A 25,476-nucleotide genomic window follows, 5' to 3' on the forward strand; every position below is an offset into this window, starting at 1 on the left:
CTGTCCCCACTGGGTCGTGGGCACATTCATGATGTGTGGGTACTGATCTTACTCGTCGTGCCGTGGGGCACGTCCGGCGGCCACCCGGGGGTTCGACCGTGCGCCGCCGGTATCGGTCCCGCCCTCCCTGTTTCAGCAGGGCGGGACCACTACCGGTTACTCGCCGGTCGCCTTGGCGATGATCTCCTTGGACACGCTCGCCGGAACCTCGGCGTAGTGAGAGAAGACCATCGAGTAGTTGGCCCGGCCCTGCGTCTTCGACCGGAGGTCGCCGACGTAGCCGAACATCTCGGACAGCGGAACGCTGGCCTTGACGACGCGGGCGCCGGAGCGCTCCTCCATCGCCTGGATCTGGCCGCGACGGGAGTTGATGTCGCCGATCACGTCGCCCATGTAGTCGTCGGGCGTGATGACCTCGACCGCCATGAGCGGCTCCAGGATCACCGGCTGGCATCGACGTGCGGCCTCCTTGAAGGCCATCGAGCCGGCGACCTTGAACGCCATCTCGGACGAGTCGACCTCGTGGTAGGCACCGTCGAGCAGGGTGGCCTTGACGTTGACCATCGGGTACCCGGCGAGGATGCCGTACTGCATGGCGTCCTTGATGCCGTGATCCACGGACGGTATGTACTCCTTGGGCACGCGGCCACCGGTGACCTTGTCCGAGAACTCGTAGGTCTCCCCCGCCTCGATCTGCTCCTGCGGGAGCGGCTCGAGACGGATCTGCACCTTCGCGAACTGGCCGGAACCACCGGTCTGCTTCTTGTGCGTGAAGTCGAACTTCTCCAGGGTGCCCTTGATGGTCTCCCGGTAGGCGACCTGCGGCTTACCGACGTTGGCCTCGACCTTGAACTCGCGCCGCATGCGGTCCACCAGGACGTCCAGGTGGAGCTCGCCCATCCCGCCGATCACGGTCTGGCCGGTCTCGTCGTCGAGCCGCACGGAGAACGTCGGATCCTCACGGGCCAGCTTCTGGATGGCCGTGCCGAGCTTCTCCTGGTCAGCCTTGGTCTTCGGCTCGATCGAGACGTCGATCACCGGCGCCGGGAACGTCATGGACTCGAGGATGACCTGGTTGTTCAGGTCGCACAGGGTATCGCCCGTGGTGGTGTCCTTGAGGCCGATGAACGCGTAGATGTGGCCGGCGACGGCCTCCGAGACGGGCATCTCCTTGTTGGCGTGCATCTGGAAGAGCTTGCCGACGCGCTCCTTCTTCCCCTTGGTCGCGTTCATGACCTGGGTGCTCGGGTCGATCCGGCCCGAGTAGACGCGGACGAAGGTGAGCTCGCCGAAGAACGGGTGCACGGCGATCTTGAACGCCAACGCCGCGAACGGCTCGTCCTTGGCGGGCTGACGGCTGACGACCTTGTCCTCGTCGCCCACGGCGTGGCCCTCGATCGAGCCGACGTCCAGCGGGTTGGGCAGGTACGCGATGACCGCGTCGAGCAGAGGCTGAACGCCCTTGTTCTTGTACGCCGAACCACACAGCACCGGGTAGATCTCGGCGTTGACGGTCATCTTGCGGATCGCGCCCTGGATCTCGGCCTTCGTCAGCTCCTCGCCGCCGAAGTACTTCTCCATGAGGACCTCGTCGCTCTCGGCGACGGTCTCGAGGAGCTTCTCGCGGTACTCGTCAGCCTTCTCCTGGAGCTCCGCGGGGATCTCCTGGACGGTGGCGTCGGTGCCGACGGGCGTGACGCCCGGCCACACGTAGGCCTTCATCTCCACGAGGTCGACGACCCCGTCGAACGCGTCCTCGGCGCCGATCGGCAGCTGGAGGACGAGCGGCTTCGCACCGAGACGGTCGATGATGGTCTGGACCGTGTAGTAGAAGTCCGCGCCCATCTTGTCCATCTTGTTGACGAAGCAGATGCGGGGGACGTCATACTTCTCGGCCTGACGCCAGACCTGCTCCGACTGGGGCTCGACGCCCTCTTTGCCGTCGAACACCGCGACCGCGCCGTCGAGGACGCGGAGCGACCGCTCCACCTCGACGGTGAAGTCGACGTGGCCCGGGGTGTCGATGATGTTGATCTGGTTGTTGGCCCAGAAGCAGGTCACGGCGGCCGACGTGATCGTGATGCCGCGCTCTTTCTCCTGCTCCATCCAGTCGGTCGTTGAAGCACCGTCGTGCGTTTCGCCGGCCTTGCGGTTGACACCCGTGTAGAACAGGATGCGCTCGGTGACGGTTGTCTTACCGGCGTCGATGTGCGCCATGATGCCGATGTTGCGGACCTTGTTGAGGTCGGTCAGCACGTCCTGTGCCACGGATGGTCCCCGATCGTGAGTCGTCGGTGGTCCGTGCGGTCTGAGTCGACCGTCCGAACCGGGTCTGGTGTAGAAATGCCAGCACGCTCTCTCGTGAGAGCGAATACGGGCCCTTGTTCAATAGTGCCACCCTGCGGGCGACAGCGGGACCCGGGCCGGGGCGTCGAATCGACACCGCGCCGGACCGGGCCCCACCGGATCACCAGCGGTAGTGCGCGAACGCCCGGTTGGCCTCGGCCATCTTGTGGGTGTCCTCGCGGCGCTTGACCGCGGCACCCAGACCGTTGGAGGCATCCAGGATCTCGTTGGCCAGACGCTCGACCATGGTGTTCTCGCGACGCTGCCGTGAGAAGGTCACCAGCCACCGCATGGCGAGAGTCGTGGAGCGCCCGGGGCGGACCTCGACGGGCACCTGGTACGTGGCGCCACCGACACGGCGGGAGCGGACCTCGAGTGCGGGCTTGACGTTGTCGAGCCCCTTCTTGAGGGTGACGACCGGATCGGTACCGGTCTTCTCGCGGCAGATCTCGAGGGCCGAGTAGACGATCCGCTCGGCGGTCGTCTTCTTGCCGTCGACGAGGATCTTGTTGACGAGCTGCGTGACCAGCTGCGACCCGTAGACCGGGTCGTTGATGAGGTTGCGCTTCGGGGCGGGACCCTTACGAGGCATTACTTCTCCTTCTTGGCGCCGTAGCGGGAGCGGGCCTGCTTGCGGTCCTTCACGCCCTGCGTGTCGAGGGAGCCGCGGATGATCTTGTAACGCACACCCGGGAGGTCCTTCACTCGACCGCCACGGACGAGCACCATGGAGTGCTCCTGGAGGTTGTGACCCTCACCGGGGATGTAGGCGGAGACCTCGATACCGCTGGTCAGGCGAACACGCGCGACCTTACGGAGAGCGGAGTTCGGCTTCTTGGGGGTGGTGGTGTACACACGGGTGCACACGCCGCGCCGCTGCGGCGAGCCCTTGAGGGCAGCCGTCGCGGACGATGACTTCTTGTCCTGGCGGCCCTTGCGGACCAGCTGGTTGATGGTGGGCATGAACCGTCTTTCTCTAGCTGGCGGCCTCCTCGCGGGGCGACCACCGGTCACTGGGACGTTGCTCGTATCCGGACTCTCGCGCTCCCCGACGGGCGCACGGGCGACCACGTCAGCCGCTCTCGCTGGCCTACTGGGCACGATCCTCCAGCTCGCGTACTGCGAGCACGATGGTCAAGCCTAACCGCCACCGAGAGGATCGGTCAAAACGTGGCCGAGATGACACCGTCGGCCTGCGGCTCCCCCGAATGCGCGAGCACCAGATCCAGGGTCTCGGCCCAGAACCGGATCACCTTGTCCCGGCGGGCCGAATCGTCGGACAGCACGTCCGCGAGGCCGAGTCCGCGGGCCAGGTCCAGGGTCGCCTGGAGGCCCCTGCGCACACCCGTCTCCCGGGGGTCGCGCCCCAGGGCCGCGGCCGCGATGGCCAGGACCTCGCGGGACATGTGGTTCTCGAGCGGCAGCACGCGGTCGCGGAGCGCGGGGTCACTGGCAGCGGCGGTCCATACGTGGAGCGCGGCCTTGAACAGATCGGAGGTGTAGTGCTGGACGATCAGCCGCACCACGGCCACCGTCCGCTCCGGGCCGGGGCCCGGCAGATCGAGGCCCACGCGGCGGACGTCCTCGAGCCGCTGTTCGATCATGTGACCGAGAGCGGCCGTGATGAGGTCCTCGCGGGTGGGGAAATGGTGCTGCGCGGCGCCCCGTGAGACGCCGGCGGCGGCGGCCACCGCTCCCACGGTGGTCGCCGCCCAGCCCTGCGTGGCGAGCAGGTCGATGGAGGCGCCGAGCAGCCGTTCCCGCGTGATGCGGCTACGGTCCTGTTTGGGGGTTCGCTGCTCGGGCTCCGTCATAGCTGCCTCCTGTTACCAGTCCTGCTCGTCATAGATGATCACGCCGCGGATGTTCTTGCCGTCCCGCATGTCCTGGAAGCCCTGATTGATCTCCTCGAGCCGGTACGTCTTGGTGACGAGCTCGTCGAGCTTGAGGTTCCCGGCACGGTACTGGTGGAGCAGATGCGGGATCTGCTTGCGCGGGCCGGTGCCGCCGAAGATGGCGCCCTGGAGGGTCTTCTGCTGCATCGCCAGGTCGAGGATCGAGATCTGTGCGTCGACGGCCATCATGTCGCCGAGGCCCACCACCACGCAGCGACGCCCCTTGCCGGTGAGCAGGAGCCCCGACATGAGCATGGAACCCTCGACGACGCCCGGGGTGAGCAGAACGAGGTCGGCCATGCGGCCCCAGCTCAGCTCGCCGACGAGGGCCATGGCCTCGTCCATCGACGCGCAGGTGTGGGTGGCCCCGAACTCCATGGCCTTCTCGCGCTTGAACTCCACCGGGTCGACGCCCACGATCACGCGGGCACCCGCAGCCGCGGCGCCCTGCACGGAGTTGATCCCGATGCCGCCGACGCCGACGACCACGACGACGTCACCCTCTTTCGCCTGCCCGATCTCGGTGGCCGACCCCCATCCCGTGCACACGCCGCAGCCGAGGAGAGCGGCCTTGTCCAGCGGGATGTCCTTCTCGATCTTGACGACCGATGACTGGTGGACCGTGACGAACGGGGAGAACGTACCGAGCACACACATCGTGGCGACGGGCTCGCCGTCCGCGGTGTGGACCCGGTACGAGTCATCCGTGATCGCCCGACCGGTCAGCAGACCGGCGCCGTTGTCGCAGAGGTTCTGCAGACCCTCGGCACACGGCGGGCAGGTTCCGCAGGCGGGGATGAACGCCAGGACCACGTGATCGCCCTCTTCGAGGCCCATGACCCCGTCCCCGACCTTGGTGACCACACCCGCGCCCTCGTGCCCACCCAGGATCGGGTAGGTCTCGAACTGCAAGTCACCGGTGAGGAGGTGCTCGTCCGAGTGACACAGGCCCGTGGCGGCCAGCTTGACCTGGACCTCACCGGCCCTGGGGTCACCCAGATCAACTTCGACGATCTCCCAGCCGTCCTGCTTCGGCTCCCGGATGATGGCGGCCTTTGTGCGCATGCAAACTCCTCGAAAGAGAACTGGTGGCGTGGTACTGGTCATGTGACCAGCACCACACCACACGTTACTCGGCGGCGGCCGCCCAGGAGGGCGGTCGGCGCTCAAGAAATGCCGTCATCCCCTCGGCTACCTCCGGCGTGGTGAACAGTCGCGCCGTCACCCCGGCCAGGTCGTCTCCACGGGCGTCGAGTTCGGCCAGCATCGGCCCCGCGAGCAGGGCCTTGTTCTCCCTCAGGCCCTGCGGCGAGCAGGGCCGGAACGCGGCGACGAGCTCGTCGACAGCTGCATGGACGTCGTCCACGGCCTCGGTGAGCAGACCGATCCGCCGGGCGTGCGCGGAGTCGAACTTCTCCCCCGTCAGCAGTGCCCGAGCGAGGTCTCGCGAGCCCACCCGCGCCGCCATCGGCACCGAGATCATGGCCGCCGCGAGCCCGAGCCGGACCTCGGTGAGGGCGAACGTCGACGTGGGGCCGGCGAGCGCGAAGTCGCAGGCGGCCACCAGGCCCATCCCGCCGGCGCGGACGTGGCCGTCGACGGCCGCGATCACGGGCTTGGGGTGCGAGATGATCGCGCGCAGCAGACCCAGGAAGATCCGGGTCCGCTCCGCGGCCTGCTCCTCGGGGCTCCCCTGGCTCGCGGAGGCCTCCGAGAGGTCGGCACCGGCGCAGAACGTCCCGCCGGCGTGGCCGAGGACCACGACGCGGGCGCCGTCGTCGGCGGCCGCCCGGTTCAGTGCCTCGTGCAGCTGCGCCACCAGGGCGCTCGAGATGGCATTGCGGTTGTGCTGTGAGTCCAGCGTCAGCCGCGCTGCCCCACCCCGGACCTCGTAGTGCACAAGGGTCTGGCCACCCGCCGTCTGCTCACTCACCGTCTGATCGCTCACCTGCTGTTCATCCACCCCGGCCACCTCAGTAGCTCTTGGGCAGCCCGAGCGAATGCTGGGCCACGTAGTTGAGGATCATCTCCCGGCTGACGGGGGCGATGCGGGGCAGGCGCGATGCCGCGAGCAGGCCGGCCAGGCCGTACTCCACCGACAGCCCGTTGCCGCCCAGGGTCTGGATGGCCTGGTCGACCGTGCGGGCCGAGACCTCGCCGGAGGCGTACTTGGCCATGTTGGCCGCCTCCGCCGCGAGGTCGTCGAGCCCGGCGTCGACGAGGGCCGCCGCCTTCCGCATCATCAACCGGGCCAGCTCGAGCTCGATCTTGCACTGCGCCAGCGGGTGCGCGATGCCCTGGTGGGCACCGATCGGGGTCTTCCACACCGTGCGCTCGTTGGCGTACTTGGTGGCCCGGTCCATCGCGAAGCGCGCGGTGCCGATCGCCATGCCCGAGGCCATGATCCGCTCAGGGTTGAGACCGGCGAACAACATGAGCAGCGCGGTGTCGCCGTCACCGATGAGCGCCTCGGCAGGCAGCCGGATGTCGTCGAAGTACAGCTGGAACTGCCGCTCGGGCGTGCGCACCTCCGTGGGGATGTGCGTCTTCTGCAGGCCCGGGGCGTCGGTCGGGACCATGAACAACGCCGGCTGGAGCTTGCCGCTGGTGGCGCCCTCGAGGCGGGCCACCACGAGGATGGCGTCGGCCTGGTCCACGCCCGAGATGTAGGTCTTCTGCCCGCTGAGCAGGAAGTCCGAGCCGTCGCGGCGCGCGGTGGTGGTGATGGCGTGCGAGTTGGAACCGGCGTCGGGCTCGGTGATCGCGAAGGAGGTGATGGTCTCGCCGGAGGCGATGCCCGGCAGCCACTGCTTCTTCTGGTCCTCGGTTCCGAAGCGCGAGATGATCGAACCGTTGATGGCGGGCGAGACCACCATCATCAGCAGCCCGGCGCCGGCGGCCGAGAGCTCCTCCTCGACGATCGCGAGTTCGGTCATCCCGGCCCCGCCGCCGCCGTACTCCTCGGGCAGGTTCACGCCGAGCAGCCCGAGCTTGCCGGCCTCGTTCCACAGCTCCTCGGTGGTCTCGCCGGCGTCGGACTTCTCGCGCATGTACTCGATCCCGTAGCGCGAGCCCAGGTCGTAGGCGACCTTGCGGAGGGCTTTCTGCTCGTCGGTGTCGACGACGGGATTGGGGATCTGTGAGATGTCGGTCATCGTGATCACTCCTGGGGGGTGGTGGTGTCGGTGGCGGCGTCGGTGCTGGCGGTGTCGGTGGCGGCGTCGGTGCTGTCGAGATCGGCGGGATCGGCGACGACGGCAAGGATGGTGCCGGTCTCGACCTGCGAGCCGACCTCGACGGGCAGCTCGGTGACGATGCCGTCGACGGCGGCGGAGATGGTGTGTTCCATCTTCATGGCCTCCATCCACAGCAGCGGCTGGCCGGCGGTGACGGTGTCGCCCACGGAGACCGCGACGCGGATGACCGAGCCCGGCATGGGGGCCAGCAGCGAACCGGCGGCGACCTCCGCTCCGGGATCGGTGTAGCGCGGCGGCTCGACGAGCGAGACCGGGCCGAGAGGCGAGTCCACCTCGACGACGGTGTCCGATCCGACCACCTCGTACCGGGCCACGGAGAAGGTGCGGAGCACTCCCCTGACCTCGAGGTCCACCGCGTCGGGGCGGACCTGCTCGACGCGGACGATGTCAGCGAGATCGCCGTCCGCGTGGGCTCCGGAGCGGTCGCGGATGTACGTCACCTCGAGCTCGTCCTCGCCGAACCGGTAGGTCCGCTTCTGGAGCGTGCGGCCGACATTGCGGAACCCTGCCTGGGCCAGAGCGACCGGGCCGGCGGCGTGGTCGGCGGTACCGGACACGATCGCGGCGGCGAGGGCCGATATCGCCGTGGCCTCGGGGCTCGCGAGCGGGGCGGCGAGCCCCCCGGCACCGTTCTCGTCGACACCGTGGTCGTCGAGGAACGCGGTGGACAGGTTGCCGGCGATGAACTCCGGGTGCCGCAGCACGCGGACGAGCTGGGCACGGTTGGTCGTCAGACCGTGGACCTTCGCCCGACCGAGGGCACCGGCGAGCGAGGCGCAGGCCTCGGAGCGGGTGCGGCCGTAGGAGATGATCTTGGCGAGCATCGGGTCGTAGTGCACGCCGATGAGCGCGCCCTCGGCCCCGGGCTCGACCCCGCTGTCCAGCCGGATACCCGGCCGGTGGGGGCCCTCGAAGTACGAGGACACACCGGGGACGTCGAGCGCCCACAGCGTGCCGGACCCCGGCGTGTAGTCGTGTGCCGGGTCCTCGGCGTAGAGGCGGGCCTCGAAGGACCACCCGTGGGAGGCCGGGGGCTCAGCGGACGGCAGGGGCAGGCCCGCGGCCACGTCGAGCTGGAGGGCGACGAGATCCAGGCCGGTGGTGGCCTCCGTGACCGGGTGCTCCACCTGGAGACGGGTGTTCATCTCGAGGAAGAAGAACTCGCCGTCGTCGGTCGCCAGGAACTCGACCGTGCCGGCACCGGTGTACCCGATCGCCGCGGCGGCGTCGCGGGCGGCGGAGTACAGCTTCTCCCGCATCCCCGGGGTCCGCTCCACGAGCGGGCTCGGGGCCTCCTCGATGACCTTCTGGTGACGCCGCTGGATCGAGCACTCGCGCTCGCCCACCGCCCAGACGGTGCCGTGGGCGTCGGCCATGATCTGGACCTCGATGTGACGCCCCCGCTCGAGGTAGCGCTCGCAGAACACGGCGTCGTCGCCGAAGGCGGACCTGGCCTCGCGCTGGGCATTGGCGATCTCGTCGTGCAGCGAGTCCAGCGTGCGGACCACGCGCATTCCGCGGCCACCGCCACCGGCGGAGGCCTTGATGAGCACCGGGAGGATGTCCTCGGTGACGTCGGCGGGCTCGAGGTCGGTGAGCATCGGGACGCCCGCCTCGCCCATCATCTTCTTGGCCTCGATCTTGGAGCCCATGGCCTCGATGGACTCCACCGGCGGGCCGACCCAGGTGAGACCGGCGTCGATCACGGCGCGGGCGAACCCGGCGTTCTCGGACAGGAAGCCGTACCCGGGGTGGATGGCGTCGGCTCCGGCAGCGCGCGCGGCCTCGATGATGAGGTCGCCGCGCAGGTAGGTCTCGCCGGGGGTGTTGCCCGGGAGCCGGACGGCGGCGTCGGCCTCACGGGTGTGCGGGGCATCGGCGTCGGCGTCCGAGTAGACGGCCACCGTGGTCATGCCGAGCGCGCGGGCGGTGCGGTGGACGCGTCGGGCGATCTCGCCGCGGTTGGCCACCAGGACTGAGGTGATCGGCGGCTGCGCGGCCGATGGGGTGGGATTGGGTGTGCTCATGATTTCGTTCCTCACATCCGGAAGACGCCGAAGCGGTCGGTTCCGGCGACTTCTCCGGAGTGGATCGCGGACAGGCTGAGGCCCAGCACAGTCCGGGTGTCGCGGGGGTCGATGACGCCGTCGTCGTAGAGCATCCCGGACAGGAAGGCCGGCAGAGACTCCTTCTCGATCTGGTCGGAGATCATCGTCTTGAGTCCGTCGATCGTGTCCTGGGCCATCTCCTCGCCACGCGCGGCGGAGGCCGCCGCGGCCACGGAGGTGACCACGTCGGCGAGCTGCTGGGCCCCCATGACGGCGGACTTGGAGCTGGGCCAGGTGTAGAGGAACCGCGGGTCGAAGGCGCGACCGCACATGCCGTAGTGGCCGGCGCCGTAGGAGGCGGCGGTGATCAGTGACAGGTGCGGGACCTCCGAGTTGGAGACCGCGTTGATCATCATCGCACCGTGCTTGATGATGCCGCCGCGCTCGTACTCGGAGCCCACCATGTACCCGGTGGTGTTGTGCATGAACACCAGCGGGGTGTCGTAACGGTTGGCCAGCTCGATGAACTGGGTGGCCTTCTGTGCCTCCGCGCTGAACAGCACGCCGCGGGCGTTGGCGATGATGCCCACCGGGTAGCCGTGGATCTCGGCCCAGCCGGTCACCAGACTGGCGCCGTACATCGGCTTGAACTCGTCGAAGTCGGAGCCGTCCACGATCCGGGCGATGATCTCGCGCGGGTCGAAGGGGATCTTGAGATCCTCCGGGACGATGCCGAGCAGGTCCTCGTTGCCGTAGAGCGGCTCGATGACCTCGGCGCGCGGGGCGCGCCCCTTCTTGGACCAGTTGAGCCGGCGGACGATGCCGCGCGTGATCCGCGCGGCGTCGGCCTCGTCGAGGGCGTAGTGGTCGGCGAGCCCGGAGACCCGCGCGTGCATCTCGGCGCCACCGAGGGTCTCCTCGTCGGCGATCTCACCGGTGGCGGCCTTGACCAGCGGCGGCCCGGCCAGGAAGACCTTGGATCGCTCCTCGATCATCACCACGTGGTCGCTCATGCCCGGGACGTACGCGCCGCCCGCGGTGGAGTTCCCGTAGACCACGGCGATGGTCGGGATGCCCGCCTTGGACAGCCGGGTGAGGTCGCGGAAGAGCGCACCGCCGGGGACGAACACCTCCTTCTGCGTGGGCAGGTCGGCGCCACCGGACTCCACCAGGCTGATCACCGGGAGCCGGTTCTTGCTGGCCACGTCGTTGAGACGGAGGATCTTGCGCAGGGTCCACGGGTTGGACGTGCCGCCCTTGACCGTGGGGTCGTTGGCGATGAGCAGGCACTCGACGCCCTCGACCACACCGATCCCGGCGACCACGGAGGCGCCGGTCTGGAAGTCCGAGCCCCACGCGGCGAGCGCGCACAGCTCGACGAACGGGGACTCGCGGTCGAGGATCATGTCGATCCGCTCGCGGGCGGTGAACTTGCCGCGCTCACGGTGGCGGGCGACCTTGCGCTCGCCACCGCCGGCCAGCGCCGGTTCGAGGTCGGAGGTCAGCTGCTCGAGCTTGGCCTCCATGGCTTCTTTCGCAGCGCCGAACTCGGCGCTGTTGGTATCGAGCGTGGAACGCAGGATGGTCATGCGGTGTACCCCAAACGTCGTCCGGCGAGGGTGGTCAGGATTTCGGTGGTGCCGCCGCCGATGCCCAGGAGGCGGACATCGCGGTACTGGCGGCTCACCTCGGACTCGGCCATGAAGCCGAGCCCGCCGAAGAGCTGGACCGCCTGGTTGGCGACCCATTCAGCGCACTCCACGGCGGTGTTCTTGGCAAAGCAGACCTCGGCGATCGAGTCGTGACCCGACACCGCCAGGTTCATGCAGTGGTGCGTGTAGTTGCGAGCGACGTCGATGCGGCGGGCCATCTCGGTGACCGTGTTCTGCACGGCCTGACGGGACAGCAGCGGGCGACCGAAGGTCTCGCGCTCGCGCACCCACTCGAGGGTGATGTCCAGGCAGCGTTGGGCGTGGGAGTACCCCTGGGCGGCCAGCGCGGCGCGCTCCCCCACGAAGCCGATCGCGATCTGGGCGAACCCGTCGTTCTCCGCTCCCACGAGGTTCTCCACCGGCACGCGGCAGTCGGTGAAAGTGAGCTCGGCGGTGTCCGAGGCGCGCCAGCCGAGCTTGTCGAGCGGCGCGGAGACGTGGAAGCCGGGGGTGTCGGTGGGGATCACCAGGAGGCTGACGCCGGCGGCGCCCTTGAGCTCGGCGCCGCCGGTGCGGACCGCGGTGACCACGAAGTCGGCGCGGGTGGCGGAGGTGATGTAGGTCTTAGAGCCGTTGACCACGTAGTGGTCGCCGTCGCGACGAGCCGAGGTGGTCAGGTGACCGACGTCCGATCCGCCGCCGGGCTCGGTGATGGCCAGGGAGCCGATCATCTCGCCGGCGAGGGTGGGCTTGACCCAGCGGTCGATCTGATCGGGACGCCCGGACTGGGCCAAGTGCGGGGTGGCGATGCCGCAGGTGAACAGCGAGGCGAACACGCCGCCGGACACCCCGGCCTCGTGCAGCGCCTCGCACACGACCAGGGAGTCGATCGGGTCGCCACCGCCGCCGCCGACCTCCTCGGGGAACGAGACCCCGAGCAGGCCCAGCTCGCCGGCCTTGCGGTGCAGCTCGCGAGGAATCGCGCCCGCGGCCTCCCACTCGGCCAGGTGGGGGAGGATCTCCCGCTCGGCGAAGCGGGTCGTGGTCTCGCGCAGGGCGAGGCGCTCTTCGGAGTACCAGGGATCCCCTGGTACATGGGGCGGGATGGTCACGCGTTCTCCTCTGTGGGGTCGACTGCAGTGGGGGCGACTGCGGTGGATGTCGCGGCGGTGAGTGCCGGGGCGGTGATGTGGTCGGGGATGTCGACGACGCGGGAGCGCAGCCATTCGGCGAAGCCCTTGGCCTGCGGGTCCCAGCGGTAGCCGTGGGCGACGCCCTTGCCCAGGAGCCCGTCGACGACGAAGTTCACCGCGTTCAGGCGGGGCAGCTCGAAGCGCTCGACCGGCAGATCGGCGGTCTCGGGCAGCAGGCGGCGGAACTCCTCGACGGTGAGGGCCTCGCGCATCCAGCGATAGGCCTCGGGGTCGCCGGCCCACAGCCCGATGTTGGCGGTGCCGCCCTTGTCGCCCGAGCGGGCCCCGAGCACGTCACCCAGGGGCCGACGCGTGGTGGGGACGGCCGACGTGGTGGCCCCGGCCGGCGTGGTGGCCCCGGCCGGCGTGGTGGCCCCGGTCGACGGCGTGACCGGGGCCAGCGGTGCGCCGTCGGCGTCGAGGCCGTCGGACGCGTGCCCGTCGCCCATCTCCGCCATGGTCTCCGGCGGCGCGATGTCCACCCGGGTCCCGTCGGGCAGCACCGCGATGTGCGGGATCTCGCCCTGCGCGAGGTAGGCGGGGATGTACACGCCGTAGGGGCCCCCGCGTCCTGGCGGAGCGCTGGGCGTGGCACCCGGGTAGCTGGACAGGGTCATGGCCACCGCGGCGTCGGAGAACGCGCGACCCACGACGTCCTTGTCCGGGTCCCACGCCACGATCGTCAGCATCGCGGTGGCGGCGGCCTGGGTGTCGGCGTCGGGGTGGTCGGTGCGCTGCAACCGGAAGTCGATCTCCGCGGGGCGGTCCGGGAGTCCGGCGAGGAACTGGCGCTCGACCAGAGCAGCCTTGGCCTCGATGTCCAGGCCGGTGAGCAGGAAGGTGAGCTCGTTGCGGAAGCCGCCGAGGCAGGTCACCGACACCTTGGTGGTGGTGGGGGCGGTCTCGCCGCGCACCCCGGAGATCCGGACGCGGTCCGGGCCCTCCTGCTCGAGGGTCGCGGTGTCGAGGCGGGTGACGACGTCGGGTCCGCCGTAGCGCGCGCCGGTGACCTCGTAGAGCAGCTGCGAGGTGACGGTACCGACCGTGACCGCTCCCCCGGTTCCGGCGTGCTTGGTGATCACCGAGCTGCCGTCGGCGGAGATCTCCGCGATCGGGAAGCCGGGCGTGACGGGGTCGGCGATCTCGCCCCGGTTGAAGAACGAGTAGTTGCCGCCTGTGGCCTGCGTGCCGCACTCGATGACATGCCCGGCGGCGGTGGCGCCGGCCAGGGCGTCGAGGTCGTCGCGGCCCCAGCCGAAGTGGCTGATGGCCGGTCCGACGATCACCGAGGCGTCGGTGACGCGCCCGGTGACGACGATGTCGGCGCCGGCGTCCAGGCAGCGGGCGATCCCGAAGCCCCCGAGGTACGCGTTGGCGGTGACCGGGAAGCCGGCGTCGGCCGGGATGTCGAGCTCGCCGATGCGGCCGATGAGGTCGTCACCCTCCACGTGGGCGACGACGGGCGCCAGGCCCAGCCGCGTGCCGAGCTCGCGCACGGCGGTCGCCAGTGCGGCGGGGTTGACCCCGCCGGCGTTGGCGACGATCTTGACGTTCTTCTCCATCGCCAGCCCGAGGCAGTCCTCGAGCTGACGCAGGAAGGTCTTGGCGTAACCGAGCTCGGCGTTCTTCATCCGGTCGCGGCCGAGGATGAGCATGGTCAGCTCGGCGAGGTAGTCGCCGGTGAGGACGTCGAGCTCGCCGCCCTCGAGCATCTCGCGCATGGCGGAGATGCGGTCTCCGTAGAAGCCGGACATGTTGCCGACGCGCAGCGCAGGCACCGTTGACTCTGTGCCGACGCGCAGCGGCGCGGTGCGGTTCTGATCGCTCATGCTCGTGCTCCCTTCTCACGGCCGCCGCCGGGGAGTCCGGCGAAGGCCTGGGCGATACGCAGCCACCCCAGCGCGTCCTCGCCGACCGCCTCGAGCGCGGTGTCGTCGAGGTGCACGCGCTGGGTGACCAGCAGGCAGAAGTCGAGGATCGGGCCGGTGACGCGCTGCTGCGCGTCGGCGGGGCCGAACTCGAGGACGGTGCCGTCGGTGCGGGTGAGCGCGACGTGGACCTCGGAGGCGGGGGCCTCGAGCCCGTTCATCAGGTAGGCGAAGCCGCGGGTCTTGAAGCCCAGACGGGCGATGTGCGGGAGGGCACCGTCGAAGGCCGGATCGGCATCGACGGGCACGCCGAGTGCGTCGGCGACGTCCACGCCGTGCGCCCAGGTCTCCATGATCCGGGCGGTGGTCATGGACTTGGACCGCATCGGCGGGCCGAACCACGGGATCTGGTCCCCCGGGTCGGCGGCCTTGAGCGCGTCGGCGAGCTCGCCGCGGGCCAGGCGCCAGCGGGCCAGCACCTCGTCGCGGCCGGTGGCGGCGATCTCGGCGGCTCCGACGTCGACGAAACCGGTCGGATCGGCCATGGCCTTGTCGACGACGGTCTGGAAGGCGTCCGGGTAGTTGATGGCGGTGACGGAGACCTCGTCGGTCCAGGCCAGGTGGGCGATCTGCATGGCGACATCCCAGCCGGCTGCCGGGGTGTCGGTGTTCCAGCGTTCAGAACCGGCGGTCTCGACGAGCTCGTCCACCCGGGCGTTGAGCGCGGCGAGAGCCGCGTGCGGGTCCTCTGTCGCGGAGGGCTGTGCATTGGTCATGACCAGAACGATCCCATCCCCGACGAAATAAAGCAAGCACGCTTGCTTGCTTTATTCGGAGCCTTTTGGAAGTCTTGACGCGTGGTGATCCCGGTCACAGGACCACGGACGCCCCGACCCTCTTGGAGACACCGTGCGACTGGACCTGACCGGGATCGACCCCGTTGACCACGCCCTGGCCCGACGCTGTTCGGTGGGTGACATCGCGACCCGCGCCGCGGCCACCTTCGCAGGCCGGACCGCCCTCACCGACGACGCCGGGTCGTGGACCTTTTCCGAGCTCGAGGCCGTGTCCAACAGGTTCGCCCACGGCCTCGTCGCGCACGGGATCGAGGCGGAGGAGCCGGTCGCGATCCTGTCGACCAACTGTCGCGAGTTCGTGGCCACCTACTTCGGGACGGCCAAGGCCGGGATGGTCTCGCTGCCCATCAACCTCCTGTCCGGGCTGGACAACATCGCGCACGCCCTGACCGACTCGGGGACCCGCATCCTCGTGGTCCAAGGCTCACTCGCGGAACTGGTGTTGGGGGCGGTCGCCGCCATTCCCGCGATCCGCACCGTCGTCGTCGTCGGGGGTGTCCCGGGCGGCCTGGAGGCCCCCGCCGACGGTCCCGCGCTGATCGGCTGGGACGACCTCCTCGCCGATGACGCCACCAACCCCGACACGGTGATCGGCGACCGCCAGGTCGTGCAGTGCCTCTACTCCTCCGGCACCACCTCGCGCCCCAAGGGCGTCCTCACCTCGCACCTCGCGGTGACCGTGGCCGCGCTCGGCAACGGGGCGGTGTTCGGCCTCAACTGGGGCGCCGAGGCCTCGGTCACCGTGTGCCCGCTCCCCCTCTTCCACACCGCCGGCCTCAACGGGGTCCTGCTGTCCGCCGTCACCATGGGCGCGACGGTCCACCTCCTGCCGGGTTTCGACCCGGTCGGGTACGCCGACACCGTCGCCCGCGTCCGCGCCACCCACCTGGTGGGGTTGCCGCTCATGCTGGAGGCGCTGGCCGACGGCACGGACCGCGGACTGGACCTCTCCTCGATCCAGTTCCTCCTCTACGCCATGGCCCCCATGTCCGCGGACATGCGCACGCGCCTGGAGGCTGCGCTCCCCGACGCCAAGATGGTCCTGGCCTCGGGCATGAGCGAGTGCACCCCGGCGACGGTCATGCAGTGGCCCGAGCTGAACCCGGACAAGTCCGACTCCTGGGGTTACCCCACCCCGATCGCCGAGAACCGGATCAGCGAACCGGGCGCCGGCACGCTGGTGCCCACCGGCGAGGACGGCGAGATCGTCTACCGCGGCCCGACGGTCATGGAGGGCTACTGGAACAACCCGCAGGCTAACGCCGAGGCGTTCGTGGGTGGCCGCCTGCACTCCGGCGACCTGGGACGCATCGACGACGAGGGCGTGGTGTGGTTCTCCGACCGCGTCAAGGACATCGTCAAGTCCGGCGGCGAGAACGTCTCCTCGATGCACGTGGAGCGCGTCCTCATGGATCACCCGGACGTCGCCGAGGTGGCGTGTGTGGGGCGGCCGGACGCTAAGTGGGGCGAGCTGGTGGTCGCCGTGGTGGTCCCGGTGGAGGGTGCGCCGGACGACGACGAGCTGATCGCCTCCGTCATGGAGTACGGCGCCGAGCGGCTCTCGTCCTCACACCGCCCGCGCGACGTCGTGATCACCGACGCCATCCCCCGCACCGCCACGGGCAAGATCCGGAAGGTGGAGCTGCGCGGGATGCGCTGATCACCCGGGTGGCGCGGTGATAGTGCTGCGGCGGTCCGGCTAGGGGCCGACTTCCAGGAGCTCGCCGGGGATCTCCAGGCGGGCGGAGGCGAGGTCGGCCCCCACCGCGGTGTCGAGCACCGTGCCACGCGGCGGGCGCGCGACCAGGTTGACGGCCCGGAGGTTGGGCAGCAGGTAGAGCATCGTCTCCATACCCTCGAGCCCGGGGACGAGCTCACGGAAACGCTCCACCGTGAGCTCACCGGCCAGCCACGCGAACGCCGAATCGTCCCAGGTCCACACCGCGATGTTGACCCCGCGGCCCACCACACCGCGATGCACGCCGGCGATCGAACCCAGCACCGACGTGACCGGGGCCCCTCCGGGGACGGATCCCGGGGACCAGGGAGTGGGGAGCTCGCCGGGCCCGATGTCCGCGGTCTCCGGGGGGACGGGGACGGCGACCCGCTCGCCCCCGGGCAGCACGACGGTGTGCCCGGCCTCCTCCTGCGCCAGTGGGCGCGCGACCCGTTGCGGCCGCCCGGGCCCCCTGGTCATGGCCACCACCGCCACGACCGGCGGGGCGGGCTCGCCGCGCGCGCCCGTCAGTCGCACGCGGTCGGAGCCCTCCTGCGCGAGGCGCACGGAATCCAGCCGGAGAACCACGTCGGGGGCGGCGTACCGCGACCCTGCCACTCCGTCGAGCAGCTGGTCGGTGACGGTCCCCACCGTGACGGAGCCGAACGCCGACGGGTGCCGGGTGATGACGGCCGAACCGTCGGCTGCGATCTCGGCGATCGGGTACCCGCCCGTCACCGGATCGGTGGTGCGGGTGACATCTGTAGAGGAGTCCACGACGCCGGTGGCACCCGGACCGCCGGACAGGACGTGCCCCACCGCCACCGACCCGGCGAGCGCGTCCAGGGCGGCCGGCGTCCAGCCGTGGTGGGCCGCCGCGGCGCCGGTGACCAGGGCCTCGCGACTGACCCGACCGGTGACGACGACGTGGGCGCCCCCGGCGAGTGCCCGCGCGATCCCGAACGCCCCGTGGCGGACGGTGGCGACGTCCGCTTCGCCGAGACCCAGGGCGACCGCGCGGTCGGTCACATCACCGGAGTCCACCGAGGCCACCGACAGCAGGACACCGGCCTCGGCGGCCACGCCGCGCAGTGCCTCGGCCAGCCCGGCAGGGTCCAGGGCACCCGCGTTGGTGACGATCCGCACGCCGCCGGCGCCGATGAGCTCGAGGCACTCCCCGATCTGCACGAGCGCAGCGGACTCGTAACCGGATCCACCCCGGGCACCCTGCTCGGCGAGCTCCAGCATCGCCTCGTCGGACAGCATGTCCAGCGCGAGGACGTCCAGGGCGGCCGCCGAGAGGAACTCGGCGGCCGCGGAGGCGCGGTCGTTCCGCGAGGCGGAGACGTTGCCGATACGCAACGGGCTCGAGGGAGTGGTCATGGGTCCTCGGGGTCCTTCCGGTCGGGAGCGGGTCCTACCGCAGCATGCTCCCGGTCCCCGCGAAGCGGGTGTGGAACGAGAACGCCTCCTCGAGGATATGCGGTGTGTTCCCGGAATCGGGCCGGGCCTCGGCGCGATCGAGATAGTCGTGCAGCAGCGGGCGGAACGACGGGTCGGCACATCGGTCCACGATGAGCCGCGACCGCTTGCGGGGACTCAGGCTCCGCAGGTCCGCGAGGCCGTGCTCGGTGACGATGACCTGCACGTCGTGCTCGGTGTGGTCGACGTGCGGCACCATCGGGACGATCGCCGAGACCGCACCGTTCTTGGCCGTCGACGGACTGAGGAACATCGAGACGTTGCCGTTGCGGGTGAAGTCACCCGAGCCGCCGACCCCGTTCATGATCTTGGTGCCGCCGACGTGGGTGGAGTTGACGTTCCCGTAGATGTCGGCCTCCAGCATCCCGTTCATCGCGATGATCCCGAGCCGCCGCACGACCTCCGGGTGGTTGCTGATCTCCTGCGGGCGCAGCGTGATGTGGCGTCGGTAGCGATCGAAGTTCTCCACCAGCTCGGACAGCCCGTCCCCGGACAGGGCGAGCGCCGTGGCCGAGGCGTGCGAGACCTTGCCGTCCTTGATCAGCCGGAGCATCGAGTCCTGGATGACCTCGGAGTAGCAGGTGAGGTCCGAGTACGGCCCCGCCGCGAGTCCGGACAGGACCGCGTTGGCCACGTTGCCGATGCCCGCCTGGAGCGGGAGCAGGCTCCCCTCCGGCAACCGCCCGACACTGACCTCGTGGTGGAAGAACTCCAACACGTGCCCGGCGATCGCCTCGCTGACCGCGTCCGGCGGCGTGAGGATGGTCTTGGAGTCCCAGTGGTTGGTGGGGATGACGGCGATGACCTTCGCCGGGTCCACCTCGAGGTGGACCTGACCGATGCGGGAGTCCGCGCTGGTGAGCATGATCGGTGTGCGGTCCGGCGGCAGCGCCGTGCCGTAGTAGATGTCATGCATCCCCTCGACGCCGAGGGGGACCCACGAGTTGACCTCGAGGATCACCTTGTCGGCCACGTCGAGCCAGGTCTTGTTGTTGCCCACGGACATACCGGGGACCAACTTGCCGTCCTCGGTGATGGCGGCCACCTCGACCACGGCCACGTCCACGTTCCCGTAGTAGCCCTGCCACACCTGCTGGGCCACGTGGGAGAGGTGGACATCCACGTAGTCCATCTCGCCCGCGTTGATCTTGCGCCGGGCGGTGGGCTCGCTCTGGTACGGCATCCGGAGCGCGATGCCGTCGACCTCGGCCAGGGTGCGCTCCGCCTCATTGGCGACCGAGGCCCCGGTGAGCAGATTGACCGACATCCGCCCGCCCTCGGACCTGACCGCCCGGATGCGCTCGGCGAGGGCCGGGGCGAAGGCCTTGGGGGTACCGGCGCTGGCGAACCCGCTGATCGCCACGGTGTCACCGTCGCCGATCGCGGCTACTGCCGAGGCTGCGTCAGTGACCAACCCCTGGAAATACCTGTTGCGGACGCGGGACGGATCGTAGGCGATTCCCGCCTGGTGGACCGGACTGCTCATTGGGTGAGCCTATAACCGGGTCACGCAAATCCCTGTGCCCGGACGAGGCAGCCACCCCTGCGTTGGTGCACCCGCGGTGACCACTTCACTCCCCCGGGCCGCTACCGCTGGTCTGCCGGACGCTACCGCTGGTCTGCCGGATAGGTGGCGGTCATACGGATAGACTCTGCTGATCAACCGCCGACGTGTCCTCCAGGAGAGTCAGTTGCCGCCCAGGACCGCCCCGATCCCCGATCGCATCGACCAGGCCCGCGCCAACTGGGAGCGAGAGGGCTGGACGGACGCCGCGCAGGGGATGACCGTGGTGACCTCCGTGATGCGCGCCCACCAGATCCTGCTCGCCAGGGTCGAGGACACCCTGCGGCCCTGGAACCTGTCGTTCCCCCGCTACGAACTCCTCCGGCTGCTCGCCTTCTCCCGGTCGGGATCGCTGCCCATCACCAAGGCCTCCGAGCGCCTGCAGGTGCACGTCACGAGCGTCACCAGCGCGATGAAGCGTCTGCTCGACGCAGGACTGGTGGAGCGACGACCGCACCCGACCGACGGCCGCACCACCCTCGTCGAGATCACGGCGGAAGGCAGGCGCGTGGTCTCCGAGGCCACCGATGCCCTCAATGCCGGCGTCTTCTCGGAACCGGGGATGGACCCTGCCGAACAGCTCGCGCTCATCGACGCCATCTCCTCGCTGCGGCACTCCGCCGGAGACTTCTGACCACCTCTCGCGGGGTCGCGCACCTGCGGCGCACCTGCGCACCGTCGTGGTGACGTAGCCGCTCCCGGACCGGGCGAGGTCACCGCCGTCGGCATACACGACACCGCGCCCGGCCCCCTCTCGGGTGGGGCCGGGCGCGGCTGCTGTGGGGTGGAGCAGTGAAGCGGGCTGACGGAGCGTCAGCCTCGGGTCACGGCATCTCGGTGACGAGGACTCCGCCCTCGCCCACCTCTGCGTCGGCATGGATCTCGTTCTTGCTCGACTCCTTCATGGCCAGCACGCAGAGCATCGAGATCACCGAGAGCACGGCGAGCATGATCCCCACGCCGAGCGTGTTACCGCGGGCGACCATCGCGGCGGCGGCCAGCGGCGGGAGCGCGCCACCGAGGATGCCCGCCAGGTTGTAGCCGAGGCCGGCTCCCGTGTAGCGGTAGCGGGCCTGGAACAGCTCCGGGAGGAGCGCTCCGGCCGGGCCGTAGGCGATACCGAAGATGACCAGCGTCACCAGGAGCACCACGGCGAACGCGATGGGTGATCCGGTATCGAGGATCGGGAAGACGAACATCGACCAGAGGATGGCCAGTCCGACCGAGGTGCCGATGACCTTCTTCCGACCGATCCGGTCCGAGTACATGGCCGACACCGCGATGGCCACGCCGAACACCAGTGCGGCGACCATGCCCATGCCCAGGACGAACGGGCGGGAGTGCTCGAGGTTCTTGGTGGCGTAGTTCGTGAGGAACGAGGTGCCCATGTAGAAGAGGGAGAACAGCGAGGTGAGCGCGCCACCTGCGATGAGGATCTCCTTCCACTGGTAGCGGAGCGCATCGGCGAACGGCAGGGTCTTGGGCGCGGCGTCGACTGCCGCCTTTTCGCGGTCCTGCTGGAAGACCGGGGTCTCCTCGATGGAGATACGGATCCACAGGCCGATGAGCACCAGCACGGCCGACAGCAGGAAGGGGATGCGCCAGCCGTACTGCATGAACGGGCTGTTGACGTCGGAGCTGTCGCCGGCGACCAGCGAGAAGATGAGGAACGTGGTGGAGGAGAGGAAGAACGCGAAGGCCACGCCCAGCTGCGGCCACATCCCCATCATCCCGCGCTTGCCAGCGGGTGCGTACTCGGCCGTGAGCAGGGTCGCGCCGGCCCATTCGCCGCCCACTGCGAAGCCCTGGAAGAAGCGGCAGACGACGAGCAGGGTCGGCGCCCAGATGCCGATACCCCCCTCGAACATGCCGAACGCCCCGGTGCCGTACCCGGGCAGCAGGCCGATGAACACAGTCGCGATGCCCATGATGAACAGCGTCCACACCAGCGTGCGCTTCCGGCCGATGCGGTCGCCGAAGTGGCCGAAGATCGCGGCGCCCACCGGTCGGGCGAAGAACGCGACGGCGAACGTCGCGAACGACGAGAGCGTGGCAGCCGCGGGGTCCTGACCGGGGAAGAACAGCGTCGGGAAGACCAGCGCAGCGGCGGTGCCGTAGATGAAGAAGTCGTACCACTCGATCGTGGTACCGATTGAGGACGCCGCGGCGACCTTCTTGAGCGAGGTCTTGGGCTGGACAGGGGGGAGGTTGGGCGACAGTGGTGCCGCGCCCTCCGGCGGGGTGTTGATGGACTGCGTCAAGACAGCTCCAGTCTTGTCAGGTTCACCGGGTATCGGACCTCCGGTGAGGCGGGTGATCGCCGACGCGTCAACGTCGATTGCCAAAATCGTATGTGATGGGGACCACACCCGATACACCCGAAAGTGGATGGGTGGTGAGCTAGGCCACACCTGAGACCAGGGGTTCACCGATAAACGCGAGTAGCCGCCACCCTGGGCGGTCACGGGTGGCGGCTGAGGGTGGCGGCTGAGGGTGGCGGCGCAGGGTGGCGGCAGAGGACCGAGATCGACGACGACAACCCGGTGTTCCGGGCGCTCGCCGGCAGCCCCTCCCTGCTGGCCCGGTCAGAGCCGGGTCAGACGGGTCAGACGGGTCAGAGCAGGACGCCCAGGAGCCGGGCGCGGGCCACGGATTCCATCCGTGAGCGCGTCCCCAGTTTGGTGCCGATGTTGCGCATGTAGGCCTTGATCGTCTCGGGCGAGAGGGACAACCGTGCCCCGACCTCGGCGTTCGAGCAGCCGAGCGCCACCTGGGACAACACGTCGATCTCCCGGGGGGACAGGATCGACGGCGCCGGGGCCGGGTCCTCCCCCGGGATCTGGACCCGGCCGACACCGGCGAGGGCCGATCCCGCCGCCAGGAGACGTTCCCGCAGCTCGGTATCCCCGAGCTCGGCCGCGATCGCCCGCAGCTCCCCATGGAGAGCACGGAGCTGCTCGCGGTCGGTCGACTCCAGGCCCACGCTGTGCTCGGCCGCCGCCAGGTCGGCCATCCGCAGACGACGGTCCACCTCGTCCCGGACCTCGAACTCCGACGCCAGATCAGCCGCAACGGAGACGAACGACCTGGACACCTGCTCGCCGAGCTGGGTGGCCACGCGCGCCGAGCCGTAGAGGATCGTGCGCGCCACACCCGAGACCATGACGGGCACCGAGATGATCGCCCGCAGCCCCTCACGCTCGACCGCGTGGGCGTAGTCGCGGGTGATGTTGGAGCAGTCCTCGTAGTCGCGGACCGTCGCCGGACGGCCGGAGGCCATGACGTGGCCACCCAGCCCCCGACCCTTGGCCACGGCCAGTCCCTGCATGGAATCCGTTCGGGCGCCGATGAAGCTGGTCAGCCTGGCCGTCTCACCGTCGGCCTCCCCGGCGAAGACGATCGGGAGTCCGGTGTCGTTCCGGGCTCTGCGCAGGGCACTGAGAACAGCGTCGGAGTCCTTGGGTCGGAGGGTGGGCATGGTGGTCTCCCGAGAGTGGAGTGCGTCAGCCCCGCGAGGAATCGCGGATGCTGGTGATGATGGCACTGAAGTCCTTGCCACCGTTGTCCTGCGCGAACTCGTCGTACAGAGCCGCCGCCGCCGCGCCGAGTGGGGCGACTGTTCCCGTGCTCTCCAGGGCCGCGAGCGCGAGCCCGAGGTCCTTGTTCATGAGCGCCGTCGCGAACCCGGGCTTGTAGTCGTTGTTGGCGGGAGAGGTGGGGACCGGGCCCGGGACAGGGCAGTTGGTGTGCAGCGCCCAACTGTTGCCCGTGGCACCGGTGACGACGTCGAACAGTGCCTGGTGCTCGAGCCCCAGCCGCTCGGCCAGCACGAACGCCTCGCCGATCGCGATCTGGTGCACGGCGAGCACCATGTTGTTGCAGACCTTGGCGGCCTGTCCGGCACCCGTGCCGCCGCAGTGGATGACCTTGCCCGCCATCGGCTCGAGCACGGGCTCGGCGGCGGCGAACGCCTCGTCCTCGCCGCCGACCATGAACGCCAGCGAACCGGCGGTGGCGCCCTTGACGCCGCCCGAGACGGGGGCGTCGACCTGCAGCATCCCCGCCGCCACGGCCTTGGCGTGCACGGCGCGGGCGTCGTCGACCGAGATGGTGGAGGAGTCGATGAACAGCGTCCCGGCCTCCGCCTCGCCCAGGACGTCGTCGTAGGTCGAGGTCACGAGCGCGCCGTTGGGCAGCATGGTGATGACCACGCCCGCCCCCCGCACGGCCTCGGCGGGCGAGTCACACACGGTGATCCCGGCGCCGCGCGCAGCCTCCTGAGCCGCCTCGACGGGGTCGAAGCCGCGGACCCGGTGGCCGGCGCCGACCAGGTTGGCGGCCATCGGCCCGCCCATGTTGCCCAGGCCGAGAAACGCCACGGTATGCGATCCGTTGTTCATGTCCTACGCTCCCAGTCCGCGTGTGGCGACGGCCCGGCCGACGACGACACGCATGATCTCATTCGTCCCCTCCAGGATGCGGTGCACCCGGAGATCTCGCACGATCTTCTCGATTCCGTACTCGGCGAGGTACCCGTACCCCCCGAACAGCTGCAACGCACGGTCCGCGACCTCGAAGCAGCGGTCGGTGACGAAGAGCTTCGCCATCGCGCACTGCTCGACGTAGTCCGGCTCCTTGGCGTCGAGCGCCACGGCGGCCCGCCACAACATCAGGCGGCTCGCCTCCAGGTCGGTGGCCAGCTCGGCGAGCGTGAAACGGATGGTCGGCTCGTCGATGAGGGCACCGCCGAAGGCCTCGCGGTCCCGCAGGTGGGCCACGGCGCGGGTGTACGCGTCCTGCGCACCGCCCAGCGAGCAGGCCGCGATGTTGATGCGCCCGCCGTTGAGGCCGCGCATGGCGATGGTGAAGCCGAGTCCCTCGCCGCCCTCGTCGGCGCCGCCGATGAGGTTGGCGGCCGGCACCCGCACGCCCTCCATGATCACCTGCGCGGTGGGCTGCGCGTTCCAGCCCATCTTCTGCTCGTTCGGACCGAAGCTGAGCCCGGCCGAATCCGCCGGGACGAGGAACGCCGAGATCCCCTTGGCCCCGGCGGCACCGGTGCGCGCCATCACCACGTAGACGTCCGACTGGCCGCCCCCGGAGATGAACTGCTTGGTACCGGTGAGGACGTACTCAGCGTCCGGGCCCTCACCCTCCTTTACCGCCTTGGTCCGCAGCGCGGCCGCGTCCGAACCGGCGCCCGGCTCGGTCAGGCAGTAGCTGGCGAAGTGCTCCAGGGTCGCCAACCGCGGGATCCACTCGTGACGCTGCGCCTCCGTGCCGAACTCGTCGATCATCCACACGCACATGTTGTGGATGGACAGGTAGGCGGCCACGGACGGACATCCCCGGGCGAGCTGCTCGAAGATGCGGACCCCGTCCAGGCGGCGCATCCCGCTGCCCCCGACGTCCTCCGAGATGTAGATCGCGCCCATCCCCATCTCGGCCGCCTCGCGAAGCACGTCTTTGGGGAAGTGGTGTGTGGCGTCCCACTCCAGCGCCTTGGGCGCGATCCGCTTGGCAGAGAAGTCGCGGGCCGCTTCGACGATGACCTTGTCGTCGTCATCAAGAGTGAACATGGTGTGCCCCTCCTACGC

The 25,476-nt window shown here is 69.8% G+C and carries 20 protein-coding genes; 2 read left to right on the plus strand and 18 right to left on the minus strand.

Going from position 1 to position 25,476, the window contains the following annotated elements:
* Positions 1-156: 156 nt before the first annotated feature.
* The 12 genes from fusA to R4P08_RS08345 form a co-directional block, all read right to left on the minus strand.
* Positions 157-2,268, minus strand: a complete 2,112-nt coding sequence (gene fusA / locus R4P08_RS08290) for an elongation factor G (protein ID WP_317813325.1) — start codon at positions 2,266-2,268, stop codon at positions 157-159.
* 199 nt (positions 2,269-2,467) lie between these two features.
* Positions 2,468-2,938: a 30S ribosomal protein S7 gene (rpsG, locus tag R4P08_RS08295; protein WP_317813326.1), complete on the minus strand. Its 471-nt coding sequence runs from the start codon at positions 2,936-2,938 to the stop codon at positions 2,468-2,470.
* Positions 2,938-3,309 (minus strand): 30S ribosomal protein S12, encoded by a 372-nt coding sequence (gene rpsL / locus R4P08_RS08300; protein WP_107746260.1) that lies wholly within the window; start codon positions 3,307-3,309, stop codon positions 2,938-2,940. The genes rpsG and rpsL overlap by 1 nt, the downstream gene beginning before the upstream one ends.
* Positions 3,310-3,509: 200 nt before the next feature.
* A complete protein-coding gene (locus tag R4P08_RS08305; RefSeq protein ID WP_317813327.1) occupies positions 3,510-4,160 on the minus strand; it encodes a TetR/AcrR family transcriptional regulator in 651 nt (216 codons plus the stop codon).
* 12 nt (positions 4,161-4,172) lie between these two features.
* On the minus strand, positions 4,173-5,306 hold the full coding sequence (locus tag R4P08_RS08310) for an NDMA-dependent alcohol dehydrogenase (protein ID WP_317813328.1): 1,134 nt from the start codon (positions 5,304-5,306) through the stop codon (positions 4,173-4,175).
* Positions 5,307-5,370: 64 nt separating this feature from the next.
* Positions 5,371-6,189, minus strand: a complete 819-nt coding sequence (locus R4P08_RS08315; protein ID WP_317813523.1) for an enoyl-CoA hydratase family protein — start codon at positions 6,187-6,189, stop codon at positions 5,371-5,373.
* Positions 6,190-6,214: 25 nt separating this feature from the next.
* A complete protein-coding gene (locus R4P08_RS08320; RefSeq protein ID WP_317813329.1) occupies positions 6,215-7,396 on the minus strand; it encodes an acyl-CoA dehydrogenase family protein in 1,182 nt (393 codons plus the stop codon).
* A 5-nt stretch (positions 7,397-7,401) separates the two neighbouring features.
* Entirely contained in the window at positions 7,402-9,525 is a 2,124-nt protein-coding gene (locus tag R4P08_RS08325) for an acetyl/propionyl/methylcrotonyl-CoA carboxylase subunit alpha (protein WP_317813330.1), read from the minus strand.
* Positions 9,526-9,536: 11 nt separating this feature from the next.
* Positions 9,537-11,135 (minus strand): acyl-CoA carboxylase subunit beta, encoded by a 1,599-nt coding sequence (locus R4P08_RS08330; RefSeq protein ID WP_317813331.1) that lies wholly within the window; start codon positions 11,133-11,135, stop codon positions 9,537-9,539.
* Complete coding sequence (locus R4P08_RS08335) at positions 11,132-12,310, minus strand: acyl-CoA dehydrogenase family protein (protein WP_317813332.1); 1,179 nt, start codon at positions 12,308-12,310, stop codon at positions 11,132-11,134. Before R4P08_RS08335 ends, R4P08_RS08330 begins: the two co-directional genes overlap by 4 nt.
* Positions 12,307-14,220: an acyclic terpene utilization AtuA family protein gene (locus R4P08_RS08340; RefSeq protein ID WP_317813333.1), complete on the minus strand. Its 1,914-nt coding sequence runs from the start codon at positions 14,218-14,220 to the stop codon at positions 12,307-12,309. Before R4P08_RS08340 ends, R4P08_RS08335 begins: the two co-directional genes overlap by 4 nt.
* Positions 14,217-15,035 carry a TIGR03084 family metal-binding protein gene (locus R4P08_RS08345; RefSeq protein ID WP_317813334.1) on the minus strand — a complete coding sequence of 273 codons (819 nt, stop codon included), beginning with the start codon at positions 15,033-15,035 and terminating at the stop codon, positions 14,217-14,219. Before R4P08_RS08345 ends, R4P08_RS08340 begins: the two co-directional genes overlap by 4 nt.
* A gap of 133 nt (positions 15,036-15,168) precedes the next feature.
* Here R4P08_RS08345 and R4P08_RS08350 point away from each other — a divergent pair, with 133 nt between their 5' ends.
* Positions 15,169-16,776, plus strand: a complete 1,608-nt coding sequence (locus R4P08_RS08350) for a class I adenylate-forming enzyme family protein (protein WP_317813335.1) — start codon at positions 15,169-15,171, stop codon at positions 16,774-16,776.
* 39 nt (positions 16,777-16,815) lie between these two features.
* Here R4P08_RS08350 and R4P08_RS08355 read toward each other — a convergent pair whose 3' ends face one another.
* The gene (locus R4P08_RS08355) at positions 16,816-18,216 is read right to left on the minus strand and encodes an acyclic terpene utilization AtuA family protein (protein ID WP_317813336.1); all 1,401 of its coding nucleotides are present in this window, start codon (positions 18,214-18,216) and stop codon (positions 16,816-16,818) included.
* 34 nt (positions 18,217-18,250) lie between these two features.
* Positions 18,251-19,801: a succinate CoA transferase gene (locus R4P08_RS08360; RefSeq protein ID WP_317813337.1), complete on the minus strand. Its 1,551-nt coding sequence runs from the start codon at positions 19,799-19,801 to the stop codon at positions 18,251-18,253.
* Positions 19,802-20,006: 205 nt separating this feature from the next.
* Between R4P08_RS08360 and R4P08_RS08365 the strand changes: the two genes are divergently transcribed.
* Entirely contained in the window at positions 20,007-20,513 is a 507-nt protein-coding gene (locus tag R4P08_RS08365; protein WP_317813338.1) for a MarR family transcriptional regulator, read from the plus strand.
* Between the two features lie 190 nt (positions 20,514-20,703).
* Here R4P08_RS08365 and R4P08_RS08370 read toward each other — a convergent pair whose 3' ends face one another.
* From R4P08_RS08370 to R4P08_RS08385, 4 genes are all read right to left on the minus strand, one after another.
* Positions 20,704-22,140 carry an MFS transporter gene (locus R4P08_RS08370; protein WP_411741181.1) on the minus strand — a complete coding sequence of 479 codons (1,437 nt, stop codon included), beginning with the start codon at positions 22,138-22,140 and terminating at the stop codon, positions 20,704-20,706.
* A 353-nt stretch (positions 22,141-22,493) separates the two neighbouring features.
* Positions 22,494-23,357, minus strand: coding sequence for a LuxR C-terminal-related transcriptional regulator (locus R4P08_RS08375; RefSeq protein WP_317813339.1), 864 nt, complete (start codon positions 23,355-23,357; stop codon positions 22,494-22,496).
* Positions 23,358-23,382: 25 nt separating this feature from the next.
* A complete protein-coding gene (gene mmsB / locus R4P08_RS08380; RefSeq protein ID WP_317813340.1) occupies positions 23,383-24,279 on the minus strand; it encodes a 3-hydroxyisobutyrate dehydrogenase in 897 nt (298 codons plus the stop codon).
* Positions 24,280-24,282: 3 nt separating this feature from the next.
* Positions 24,283-25,458, minus strand: a complete 1,176-nt coding sequence (locus R4P08_RS08385) for an acyl-CoA dehydrogenase family protein (protein ID WP_317813341.1) — start codon at positions 25,456-25,458, stop codon at positions 24,283-24,285.
* Positions 25,459-25,476 lie beyond the last annotated feature (18 nt).

The organism is Rhodococcus sp. IEGM 1408 (assembly GCF_033142235.1).
Taxonomy (GTDB): Bacteria; Actinomycetota; Actinomycetes; order Mycobacteriales; family Mycobacteriaceae; genus Dietzia.

What these genes read in the sequence shown, in the direction of transcription:
- R4P08_RS08345 (WP_317813334.1), bottom strand. Translation starts at nt 15,035, where the DNA reads ATGACCAATGCACAGCCCTCCGCGACAGAGGACCCGCACGCGGCTCTC.
- R4P08_RS08340 (WP_317813333.1), bottom strand. Translation starts at nt 14,220, where the DNA reads ATGAGCGATCAGAACCGCACCGCGCCGCTGCGCGTCGGCACAGAGTCA.
- R4P08_RS08360 (WP_317813337.1), bottom strand. Translation starts at nt 19,801, where the DNA reads ATGAGCAGTCCGGTCCACCAGGCGGGAATCGCCTACGATCCGTCCCGC.
- R4P08_RS08325 (WP_317813330.1), bottom strand. Translation starts at nt 9,525, where the DNA reads ATGAGCACACCCAATCCCACCCCATCGGCCGCGCAGCCGCCGATCACC.
- rpsG (WP_317813326.1), bottom strand. Translation starts at nt 2,938, where the DNA reads ATGCCTCGTAAGGGTCCCGCCCCGAAGCGCAACCTCATCAACGACCCG.
- R4P08_RS08330 (WP_317813331.1), bottom strand. Translation starts at nt 11,135, where the DNA reads ATGACCATCCTGCGTTCCACGCTCGATACCAACAGCGCCGAGTTCGGC.
- R4P08_RS08355 (WP_317813336.1), bottom strand. Translation starts at nt 18,216, where the DNA reads ATGACCACTCCCTCGAGCCCGTTGCGTATCGGCAACGTCTCCGCCTCG.
- rpsL (WP_107746260.1), bottom strand. Translation starts at nt 3,309, where the DNA reads ATGCCCACCATCAACCAGCTGGTCCGCAAGGGCCGCCAGGACAAGAAG.
- R4P08_RS08310 (WP_317813328.1), bottom strand. Translation starts at nt 5,306, where the DNA reads ATGCGCACAAAGGCCGCCATCATCCGGGAGCCGAAGCAGGACGGCTGG.
- R4P08_RS08320 (WP_317813329.1), bottom strand. Translation starts at nt 7,396, where the DNA reads ATGACCGACATCTCACAGATCCCCAATCCCGTCGTCGACACCGACGAG.
- mmsB (WP_317813340.1), bottom strand. Translation starts at nt 24,279, where the DNA reads ATGAACAACGGATCGCATACCGTGGCGTTTCTCGGCCTGGGCAACATG.
- R4P08_RS08375 (WP_317813339.1), bottom strand. Translation starts at nt 23,357, where the DNA reads ATGCCCACCCTCCGACCCAAGGACTCCGACGCTGTTCTCAGTGCCCTG.
- R4P08_RS08305 (WP_317813327.1), bottom strand. Translation starts at nt 4,160, where the DNA reads ATGACGGAGCCCGAGCAGCGAACCCCCAAACAGGACCGTAGCCGCATC.
- R4P08_RS08385 (WP_317813341.1), bottom strand. Translation starts at nt 25,458, where the DNA reads ATGTTCACTCTTGATGACGACGACAAGGTCATCGTCGAAGCGGCCCGC.